11 protein-coding genes and 1 pseudogene are annotated in these 9022 nt (G+C 43.0%); all 12 read left to right on the forward strand.

All coding sequences use genetic code 11. The features are described from left to right. Positions 1 to 132: 132 nt before the first annotated feature. Positions 133 to 429 (forward strand): hypothetical protein, encoded by a 297-nt coding sequence (locus E5342_RS15200; protein ID WP_135959704.1) that lies wholly within the window; start codon positions 133 to 135, stop codon positions 427 to 429. After that, entirely contained in the window at positions 426 to 2000 is a 1575-nt protein-coding gene (locus E5342_RS15205; protein WP_135959705.1) for a hypothetical protein, read from the forward strand. Before E5342_RS15200 ends, E5342_RS15205 begins: the two co-directional genes overlap by 4 nt. 210 nt (positions 2001 to 2210) lie before the next feature. Beyond that, positions 2211 to 2453 carry a hypothetical protein gene (locus tag E5342_RS15210; RefSeq protein WP_057327796.1) on the forward strand — a complete coding sequence of 81 codons (243 nt, stop codon included), beginning with the start codon at positions 2211 to 2213 and terminating at the stop codon, positions 2451 to 2453. 93 nt (positions 2454 to 2546) lie between these two features. Further along, positions 2547 to 3281, forward strand: coding sequence for a hypothetical protein (locus tag E5342_RS15215; protein WP_057327573.1), 735 nt, complete (start codon positions 2547 to 2549; stop codon positions 3279 to 3281). A gap of 333 nt (positions 3282 to 3614) precedes the next feature. Next, complete coding sequence (locus E5342_RS15220) at positions 3615 to 3854, forward strand: hypothetical protein (protein ID WP_135959706.1); 240 nt, start codon at positions 3615 to 3617, stop codon at positions 3852 to 3854. 134 nt (positions 3855 to 3988) lie between these two features. Beyond that, the gene (locus E5342_RS15225) at positions 3989 to 5095 is read left to right on the forward strand and encodes a 6-bladed beta-propeller (protein ID WP_246867131.1); all 1107 of its coding nucleotides are present in this window, start codon (positions 3989 to 3991) and stop codon (positions 5093 to 5095) included. Positions 5096 to 5210: 115 nt separating this feature from the next. After that, positions 5211 to 6332, forward strand: a complete 1122-nt coding sequence (locus tag E5342_RS15230; RefSeq protein ID WP_135959708.1) for a 6-bladed beta-propeller — start codon at positions 5211 to 5213, stop codon at positions 6330 to 6332. A gap of 96 nt (positions 6333 to 6428) precedes the next feature. Further along, positions 6429 to 6983, forward strand: a complete 555-nt coding sequence (locus tag E5342_RS15235) for a galactosyltransferase-related protein (protein WP_246867132.1) — start codon at positions 6429 to 6431, stop codon at positions 6981 to 6983. A gap of 55 nt (positions 6984 to 7038) precedes the next feature. Next, positions 7039 to 7221, forward strand: a complete 183-nt coding sequence (locus tag E5342_RS15240) for a TIGR04149 family rSAM-modified RiPP (RefSeq protein ID WP_135959709.1) — start codon at positions 7039 to 7041, stop codon at positions 7219 to 7221. Positions 7222 to 7374: 153 nt separating this feature from the next. Further along, a pseudogene (locus E5342_RS15250) lies at positions 7375 to 8428 on the forward strand (6-bladed beta-propeller). Between the two features lie 126 nt (positions 8429 to 8554). Further along, on the forward strand, positions 8555 to 8728 hold the full coding sequence (locus E5342_RS20035) for a hypothetical protein (RefSeq protein WP_168354503.1): 174 nt from the start codon (positions 8555 to 8557) through the stop codon (positions 8726 to 8728). Between the two features lie 60 nt (positions 8729 to 8788). Continuing rightward, positions 8789 to 9022 (forward strand): hypothetical protein (locus E5342_RS15260; protein ID WP_135959713.1); only part of this gene is annotated, 234 nt, incomplete at its 3' end.

The raw sequence follows: 9022 nt of genomic DNA on the forward strand, positions 1-9022 counted from the left end.
CTCGCCCCCCATCGCCGGCAGCCGAACCGCCTGGGCTGGCTTTGGGGGCTTGTCGACCTCCAGCAGGTATTTGACGACTTCGCCTCGTGGAGGCGGGATACCCGTTACCGCCTTGGCGTTTGCGGGCAACGGATGACGCTGGAGGAGTTCCTTGCCGATAAGTACGGCGAGGGGATACGGGTGCTCTCGCATGATGACGGACTTTGGGGGATCGGGTTGAGCGGCGAGCCGGCGCATTGGCTGCCGGTCAGCTTGTCCGGCGAGGAGGGCGTGCTGGCCCCGATCCCCCTCGCCGGCGAGGCCGGGGAGGGATTCGACGGCTTCGATTTCCTTGTGTTGATCCCGAAGGGGTATGACACCGGGCGGATAAGGGCGGAGATAGACAGGTATAAATTAGCGGGAAAACGTTATAAAATAAAGTCAATATGAGAAGGCACGTACAGGAACCCGGCATAAGGAAGTGGTCGGGAACAGATTTAATAGAGTTGGAGAACGAGCCGTTGAAGGCGATAGACGGTTTCTTCTGTGAATATGGGGACATGGTCATCAAGGGGTGCGAGGTGGACAGGCAGGCCGGGCGCGTGTCGGAGGGCTTGGTGGGCCTGTCGGGTAAAGACCCGGATGGTAACGAGGTCTACCGCGTATGCCCTTTCAGGGGGGCTTCCGGCATCCCCTCCTTTCCCGTTTACCTCGTGTTAAGGTACTCGGAGAGCGACAGGACGTACGCCGATGGGGTCACCCGTCCCATCGCCTATGATTACGAGGCGGAGTTGCTTTATGAAAGGCCGACGGACAGGCCTTCCCTGCCGTTGGGGGATGATGGCAAGAACCGGTTCGTCGACAAGATCCAGGACGAGGGGCACAGGATGGTGTCCGACTCGGACCGGAAGAAATGGGACGACGGGTTGAGCGGGGCGGGCCATTCGCATGCCCAAGCCACGACAGCAAAGCCAGGATTCATGTCGGCGGTGGATAAGATGAAGGTGGATAAGATCGACGGGGATTATTCCCTCATACCCGCCATCACGATTCCTCTTGCGGTTAATGGCTTAACCGGAGAGGAGGATTACGACGGTGTCATGACCGCGTTTGGAGGAAAAGAAAAATTTGACGGCATCGTGAATGGGGTTATGAGTGGAGCTTTTCTTGTGTTCTCTAAAGGGGTTTTCGTATCTGCGGACGCAGGTATGTTTTCCGGCAATACACGTTACCTATACATGGGGTATCAAAATACCGTGTCACACAGTGAGGATATCGTTCTCACGAGCCTGAAAATAAACGTTTCTCACGAGAATAGGTCCGTGACTCTTAAGATCAACAAGGATGTAAGGCTTAAAAAGAAGCTGGAGGCCGATCATTGCCTTGTCGATCCTTTATATGTTTCAGACGATGCCAGCCTGGTCCGGTACCTCGAAAGAATGGGCGGGTTCAAAGGGCTTTATTATGCGGTAAGAGATAATGAGCCTTTCTCTTTTTATTCACAAAACAATCCTTATGAGCAAATTTTTCCTATTCGTGCAGAAGCCGGGGGAAACGGTAGTTACAAATCGGTCGATATCTATACGATGGATTGTGAAAAAAACAGTATTGTTCGTACTACCATACGGGATGAGAACGGCTCGTTCGAGAACTTGTCACGTACTATCACCAAAACCCTGATCACGACAACATATGTCCTCCCCAGCGGTTTGATTGATTTAACAGAAGGATCCACTTCCGGTGAAATAGAAAGAGCCGTGGGAGGTGAGTCCGGATTGAGGAATATCACGCAAGCCATCAAAGACGGGAACCTATTGCTCTTACGAGGGGATATTGGAGGGTCTTATCGTTCTGTAAACTTGAGCGGTGGTATCATGGAAGGTGATAACGGCGATATTCAAGTCCTTTTATCGGGCCAATCGTACGGGCTATGGGGAGGTTTGTATTCTTCTACCTGTATGATAGAATACTCCAAGGATGACAATACCTTCAGTTGCTTTTTTTTAACCCTTAATGGGTGATCAGGAGAGGGGATATCAAACCTTGACAATCTGTATATCTAAGATAAATACCGGGGAAATAAGAAAGCCCCCGGCTGTTAGTAAAGACGCCAATCACATACTAACAAACAAATGCGAGTAGCCGCACGACCGCGGGCTGTATGCCTTCAGTCGCGACTACTCGTTTTTGTTTCATGTGATTGGCGTCACAAATATAATACATATTTCAATATGACCGTATTCGACATTTTAAATCTGTATCAAACACCTTTCAGATGGATGTTAAAAAGTGGCATTCATATAGAGGACGTGAATTATATCGATCTGTACAAGGACTATTCCCGGATGATCGCCCATGGTGATAAGGTGACTTACGTAGTGGCGGTACTAGCCGACAAATATCAGGTAAGCGAGCGAAAGGTGTACACCTTGCTCAAGCGATTATCGCATGACTGCGAGCCGCTTGAGCATTGATCCTATGCAAGAATGATGCAGTGTAATCATTCTGAAAAATTATGCTCTATTTTCTCTTTTACCCACCTTTGTAGTATAAAACAAAAACGGAGTATGGAGATTTACAAAAAAACAACTTTAGGCAACCTTATAATAAAAGATATTCCGAAGGTTTTAGCTAAAGAATTGATAATTGAACATCATTATTCGCACAAGTGGAATGACGGTGGCTTCGGCAAGTTCAATTATGGAATATTTAGAGAGGAAGAACCGGATAAATGTTTAGGTGTTGCAGTGTATGGTTTGATGAAAACGCCCTATGCGAAAATTTTTAGCCATCCTGATCCCAACGCATGGATGTGCGAATTGAATCGGATGTGGATAGATGATATTTTAGGGCATAATGCAGAAAGCATTCTGATTGCAGCATCTATCAAGTTGTTAAAAAAAGCAGCCCCTACATGTGTTGCGGTGCAAAGTTTTGCAGACGGACGGTTAGGGTGTGGAACAATCTACAAAGCAGCCAATTTTGCTTATTATGGTTTCCACTATACAATATTTTGCCGTAATAAAAGATCAGGGGAAGTTACACATAAACAGATACTAACAGACAGCACGTCGCCAAGTGGTTATTTACGGGCAAACATCGCATTTTTAATAGGTGATTTAGAAATATTCCAAGTAAAGACATATAGGTACATTTATCCACTTTGCAAAAAGTTCAGATTCTGTCGTGAACCGCAACCTTACCCGGCATACGATAAAGGCGAAGAGCCTACCCAATGGAAACGCAATACAGATAAAATCAAATCCAACATTATAAGGTTGCTTGATAAAGTAGCTGTTTAAAGTCAATGCGACTGATTACTTTATTCATTATAGTATTGATTTTATACGACCTATGCAAATTTCAAAATTGCTTTTTCAAGTAAGAGAAGTTAAAATTCAATGGCATTAAAAACAGTGTTTGAATATTGTTTTAATGCCATTGAATTTTATCCAAAATCGAACCGCTTCGTTTTAGCATCCCGACGAAAATCAAACCATTTCGTTTTAAAAATTCGTTTGGGTGGTTTTGCGGATTATATATTTCAATATTTTTCTTTTACTTCGGGAAAAATAAAGTTAGTGTAATATAATATACTTTGTTACCTTTACGCATTTTTTATTTTTACAAACGATATGATACCATACGATAGAAATACAGCTATTCTTCTTATCCTCTTCCGTCGCCCGGATACCACCCGAAAGGTGTTCGAACGAATCCGGGAGGTAAGGCCAAAGAGGTTGTATATTGCCGCAGACGGTCCAAGAAACGAGACGGAACGCAAGGAATGCGAAGCGGCCAGGGCTATCGCTTCTTGCGTGGATTGGGATTGCGAAATGGTCAAGCTATATCAAGAGCGAAATTTTTGGGGGTGATGCGCATTGCCACCAAGCGATCTCTCCTTAATAGGAAAACCGAATTTATGCTATATAAATAAAATTAAATAATTATGAGTAGATTTTTTGTTGTTTCATGTTTTTTTTGTTTATATATAACCATGATAGGATGTGTGGAAAAACAGAATAAGCAAGATGTCATTTCCATAGACATAAAGTCCGACTATACCGAACGTCTCCTTACGCTTCAAGATGTAGCGGATGTGGAATACGTGGCCTTGGAAACGACCGATGAGTTTGTGACACATGGAGCCGTGCAAGCCGTGGGAAAGGAGATCCTATTGACCAAGAACTGGGGAAACAGTGGGGATTTCTTCTTGTTTGACAGGAAGACCGGGAAAGGCATCCGCAAGATCAATCGCCTCGGACAGGGAGCGGAGGAGTACACGCAACTTACGGCTCTCTTGCTGGATGAGCGTAACAAAGAGATTTTCGTGAAAGATAATCCGGCTAAAAAGATATTGGTATACGATTACATGGGAAACTTCAAGAGGAAATTCGGGTTCCACGACGAGGGTTATTATATCGAGATGTTCGATTATGATAAAGACCATTTGTTGTGCTACAATGGATACCTGCCGGATATAGAAAATGATATGTCGGCATATCTGTTGGTCTCGAAGCTTGATGGCACGATCGCACGTACGATCAAATTGCCTTATGAGCGATTAGAGACCCCGGTGATTATAGAGGGAGAAGCGACGGTAACTCCTGGCTTTTGCCTCGCCACACCTTTTGACGGGGATTGGGTACTTATGCGAGCTTCCTCCGATACCCTCTATAATTATTCCACGGATGGCAGCTTACGTCCCCTGTTGATTCGGACCCCATCCATTCATGGGATGGATACGCAGGTATTCCTTTTCCCTTATCTGTTCACGTCACGTTACTACTTCCTGCAACTTATGGAGAAGAGTATGGACTTTAAGACATTCAAGGGTTTTCCTACTACCGACTTGGTATATGACACCCAAGAGAAAGCGATTTATGCGTATAAGATGCATAACCAAGACTTTACGGATAACCGCTCTTTCAGCCTAAGCCTCCATCCGAATACGACGTTGGATAGCGGAATATGGGCTTTCAAGGTCTTGCAATCGGATGATCTGATTAGCACCTTGAATGAAGGCAAACTTCAAAGCCCGTTGAAGGATATTGTATCTACATTGGATGAGGAATCGAATTCTGTAATCATGTTGATAAAGCGTAAAAGCGAATAAAGTTCATGCTAATATCATTAAAACAATTGAATCAACGTTTGTTCAATATCCCATTGAGCGATTACCCTTATGGATTGGTATATGGTAAAATGGGGTTGATTATTTATGTCATTTCATGAAAAATTTATTTTATTTAGTCATCGTCTTAATAGGTTTTAGTTGTAAAGGCTCCCTATCCAATAGAGAAGAACTCAGAAGCGTTGAGTTAGGTGTAATCAATGCTACCCCTAAACAAGAAAAAGTTACATTGGAAGATTTGAATGTAACAATCAAATCGATTCGCTTGGAAACGAATGATTCTTGTATTTTAAATAAAATCACACAGTTGGTAGATGTAGATTATTTGTGGATCGTAGCGGATAGACAGCTTTACAAATTTGATAAAAACGGCGCTTTCATCGGAAAGATCGGGCAGAAAGGACAGGGCCCGGCTGAATACGTGGCTCCTGAACGTATACAAGTAGACCGCGAACAAAAGATCGTTTATGTGATAGACTATTTTGGGCGAAAGATGATGTCTTTCGATTATGAGGGGAATTTTTTACGAAGTTTGCCGCTTCCTGAAGATTATTCATTGAATCGTATCGCTTTGGATAACAAGCAGCTTTATTATTCGTCTTACAACAATAGCGTTATGCCGGATCTGTTTGCTTGCGACATGACAACGGGTAAGATTGATACGATTAGTTTCCGCGAACGTACAATGGGACAAGAAACTTATGCGGGTGAGACATTTATGTATCACCTCAACGGGAAGGCTTATCTCTATCATTATTTCAATGACACCGTGTATACATTCGCTAATAATCGCTTGACCCCGGCGTATCTTTTTAATTTAGGAGACAGCAAATTCTCTTTCAAACAACTAACGGTTACGGGAGAGGCTACCTCGGAGGAGCCGATCGATCATCCAAAGATCCAGCTTTCCAATTTTATTGATACGGAGAAATATATTATCCTCTCATATTCTGTTATCACTTCTTGGAAGATGGGAACGGAACCCGATCAACGTTTCGCACTTTATGATAAAATGGGGCAAGTGATGTATCCCGATGTTTATTTAGCCAGCGAGAAACAAGACATTTTCAGTATTGAATCCAAAGATCCGATCTTTGCCTCTGCCGATGAACACTCTATCTTTACGTTTAAGCAAGCATCTGATTTGTTGGAAGATCAAAAAATGGAAGGATTGGATGTGGAAGATAACCCCGTGATAGTCCAATATACGTTCAACTAATTCGGGGAGCTTATAAGATCATGTCCCATACTCCTTTGGAATTAAACAATCGTTTGTTCAATACCTCATTGAGCGATTACCCTTATGGATTGGCACATGGCAAAATGGGGTTGGTTATTTGAAACCTCGCTTGTTTGTATTTGGGACGCGGACGTGATTTTAGATCATACCCAAATAGTGGACGCGGTAGAAAAACTTCGTGCTGATACGTACGATATCGCCTACCCATACAACGGGGATTTCCTAGACACCTCCGATATATTAAGGGAACATTATTATCGCCATCGCGATCTGGATTTCTTGAAAAAGCACCAAGGAAAGATGAACTCTTTGTACACGGTAGAGGGAGTGATCGGCGCGGTCGGGGGAGCCGTATTTGCCCAAACGGAGCAATACAGGCGAGCCGGCATGGAGAATGAGGCTTTTTACGGCTGGGGGCTGGAAGACGGAGAAAGGCATTACCGCTGGCTGGAGTTTGGCTACCGGATTTATCGAAGCAACAGATGCCTGTTCCATCTATCCCATCCCCGGGATCAAAACGGAATGTTTCGTTCAAGAATGCATAGCGAGAAGGCAGTGCATGACATGAATGAAGTCGTCAACTATTCCAAAGAGGAACTTCGGGATAAGTTCTCCTTGGATTCAAGATAAATTCTCTTTTAAATGAGAACCATTTAATATTTGTTTAACTTAAATTTCAAACATCATGAAAGTTTTGAGTAAGTTGTCCCTACGAGAGGACGCAAGAGTTTTAACTCCCAAAGAGATGAAATCTCTGAAAGGTGGCAGTGTATCGTGTAAGTGTGAAGGTAATCCGGATCCTTATTTCAAGCCCAATTGCGACGCATGTAAAGAAGGTTGCGGTGGGCCTTATATCTGTGTTGGCTAAACATCAAACACGTGCGATCACAAGTCGAATTTGTGATCGCACCAACAAAATCATAAAGACATGAGACATCTTTCTTTATTCTTTTTACTTATTCTTGCCGTAGCTTGTCAGCCCAAAGATATACTACGTGATAACGCCATAACAAAAGGACAGATGATCCATGTACCTTTTGACGCAACAGCCCCCGCATTTCCCATTGACAAAATATTCAAGGAATATGAGTTTATCGCTTTAGAGACGAACGATTCCATATTCGTTCGAGATTTGGATTATATTCCTCAGATCAAAACATTCGGAGACTCTATTTACATAGTAAATTGGAAAGAGATATTGATTTTCAACAAAAAAAGGATGTTTTTTACGAAAATTTGATCGACATGGGCCAGGACCGGAAGAATACAACGCTATTTCTAGTTTTATTGTTCATCCCAACGGGAATATTACAATTATCGAGACTTGGATGGCTAAAAGTTCAATTCTCACCTACGACCGAAACGGAAATCTTATGGATCGTTTTAATATGAATGAACTCGGTATGCTTTGGGATATTTCCTGGTTGGATGAAAGTCGGTTGCTTCTGCGTACCGTTGGAGAGAGAGAGGATATCCCCGATCTTATTCATTTATTAGATTGGAGAACAAGAGAGATCGTCAAGAATTTTTATCCAATAGAAAGATCAAGAGGAAATATTCTCTTGCAGACGCATTTTGCCCATTATGACAACAAATATCTTTTCAGCACCTATAAGACTATGGATGTCTACGAATTGGATGAGGATAGCTGTTTGCTCCGTTATACCATCGATATTGGAGGAAAGACCCCGCCGAAAGGTTTCTGGCAGCAGGAAAGGATGGACTATCTCAGTATTCTTGACGAATACAGGAGCCATGAGTATATTGGTCATCTTCCAATCTTTATGGAAGGAGATCAGTTCTTGCTGATGCGCTATGAGGGTGGCTCGGAAGAACTGGAAGGTTACGCTTGGGTAAATAAGCAGGACGGAAAAAGCGGCATATTCCAAGAATTTCAATTCGAGGAATCCTTCAAATGGAAACCTTATTACATATTTCCACAACTTGACGAATCGATTATCATACCGATTCCGGCGTATTTATTATTTGGGAAAGAGGGAAACACTATCACACAAAGATACCCTAAGTTACACGAGGAGAGCAATCCGGTATTGTTTATCGGCAAACTGAGGTAATCTCTAAAAATCAAACTCTCAAAGAATAAATTTTAAACATTTGCCTCAATACATCCCGGTCTATGCAGATGAATTGATAGCTGAATACAAATTTGTTCAACTTAAAATTCAAGCATCACGAAAGTTTTGACTAAGTTGTCCCTACGAGAGGACGCAAGAGTTTTAACCCCCAAAGAGATGAAATCTCTGAAAGGTGGCAGTGTATCGTGTAAGTGTGAAGGTAATCCGGATCCTTATTTCAAGCCCAATTGCGACGCATGTAAAGAAGGTTGCGGTGAGCCTTATATCTGTGTTGGCTAAACATCAAACACGTGCGATCACAAGTCGAATTTGTGATCGCACCAACAAAATCTTAAAGACATGAGACATCTTCCCCTATTCTTTTTACTTATTCTAGCCGTAGCTTGTCAGCCCAAAGATATACTACGTGATAACGCCATAACAAAAGGAGAGACGATCCATATACCTTTTGACGCAACAGCCCCCGCATTTCCCATTGACAAAATATTCAAGGAATATGAGTTCATCGCTTTAGAGACGAACGATTCCATATTCGTTCGAGATTTGGATTATATTCCTCAGATCAAAACATTC

The sequence above is a fragment of the Parabacteroides distasonis genome, assembly GCF_004793765.1.
GTDB classification, from domain to species: domain Bacteria; phylum Bacteroidota; class Bacteroidia; order Bacteroidales; family Tannerellaceae; genus Parabacteroides; species Parabacteroides distasonis_A.

Excerpts from the sequence above, each read along its gene's own strand:
- E5342_RS15200 (WP_135959704.1), top strand. The coding sequence starts at position 133 with ATGACGCTGGAGGAGTTCCTTGCCGATAAGTACGGCGAGGGGATACGG.
- E5342_RS15205 (WP_135959705.1), top strand. The coding sequence starts at position 426 with ATGAGAAGGCACGTACAGGAACCCGGCATAAGGAAGTGGTCGGGAACA.
- E5342_RS15210 (WP_057327796.1), top strand. The coding sequence starts at position 2,211 with ATGACCGTATTCGACATTTTAAATCTGTATCAAACACCTTTCAGATGG.
- E5342_RS15215 (WP_057327573.1), top strand. The coding sequence starts at position 2,547 with ATGGAGATTTACAAAAAAACAACTTTAGGCAACCTTATAATAAAAGAT.
- E5342_RS15220 (WP_135959706.1), top strand. The coding sequence starts at position 3,615 with ATGATACCATACGATAGAAATACAGCTATTCTTCTTATCCTCTTCCGT.
- E5342_RS15230 (WP_135959708.1), top strand. The coding sequence starts at position 5,211 with ATGAAAAATTTATTTTATTTAGTCATCGTCTTAATAGGTTTTAGTTGT.
- E5342_RS15235 (WP_246867132.1), top strand. The coding sequence starts at position 6,429 with ATGGCAAAATGGGGTTGGTTATTTGAAACCTCGCTTGTTTGTATTTGG.
- E5342_RS15240 (WP_135959709.1), top strand. The coding sequence starts at position 7,039 with ATGAAAGTTTTGAGTAAGTTGTCCCTACGAGAGGACGCAAGAGTTTTA.